Origin of the sequence: Niastella populi (assembly GCF_002078015.1) — a bacterium.
GTDB classification, from domain to species: domain Bacteria; phylum Bacteroidota; class Bacteroidia; order Chitinophagales; family Chitinophagaceae; genus Niastella; species Niastella populi.
In genome coordinates this window covers 1-963 of the sequence record NZ_LWBP01000250.1, presented here as the reverse complement: position 1 = coordinate 963, position 963 = coordinate 1, and the positions used below count along the sequence as shown (strand labels likewise).

At 37.1% G+C, this 963-nt stretch carries 1 protein-coding gene; it reads left to right on the top strand.

The annotated features are described in order from the left end of the window. Positions 1-442: 442 nt before the first annotated feature. Positions 443-880 carry a helix-turn-helix transcriptional regulator gene (locus A4R26_RS32655; RefSeq protein ID WP_207625876.1) on the top strand — a complete coding sequence of 146 codons (438 nt, stop codon included), beginning with the start codon at positions 443-445 and terminating at the stop codon, positions 878-880. Positions 881-963 lie beyond the last annotated feature (83 nt).

Sequence of the window (963 nt, the reverse complement as noted above, 5' to 3'; positions counted from 1 at the left end):
TCCTTTTTGTCATTTCTGGAACAGATAAAAACTGCCTAGAATCAATCATGATTTGCCCTGTTCAACCTAAGGCAAAGGTACTAATCAGGAAAACAATATCGAACACCCTTTCATTTTCTGAAAGGGTTAAGATTTCTAATCGAATGCCTTTAAGGCTGCGAAAAATGGGGTTAATAATGGATCACGCATCCCCTGCTAACTGGTACATGATTGTTACCGAAATAGTACACTCCGGTTACCGAAATGGTACACTCCGGTTAGCGAAATGGTACACTCCGGTTACCGAAATGGTACACTCTCGTTTCCCACCTGGTAATGTAACTTATCGATTCCAATATACCTTATCGGGTATAATTCAATCCGATTAATTAATTTTATACCCGGTCGGGTATATTAATGATTTTTTTATTAATTTTATACCCGAAAAGGTATAACGATATCAATGACATACATCAACCATATAGCTTCTTTTGTAAAATACAATCGGAATAAAAACCGGATGACCCAGGAAGACCTTGCTGCTAAAGCTGGAGTGGGATTGCGTTTTATAAGAGATCTTGAACAAGGTAAAGAAACGTTGCGAATGGACAAAGTGAACCAGGTATTGGCACTTTTTGGTTATCGGGCTGTGCCCGGTTCCCAAAAAATCAAAGATCCCTATGACATATTTATAAACCACTTCAACATAAAAGTCCATATCTATCTGAAAAATAAAATCATACTTGCAGGAGTCATAATCGGTAGCGTTTCAGAGGAAAATGAGATCAAAGCATGGAAATTTGTTTCAAACAATAATGCAGTTGAATTTCAAAAAACAAAAAATGAGAATTTGATACAGGTTATTCAACATTCAGATATAGAAAATGTAGAAAACATTTAGCCTTATGCGTCGCTCAGGAAAAGTTTTTTTTCAAAACCGGGAAGCAGGAATGATTTGGCAGGATGAGGAAGGATACGGGTTCC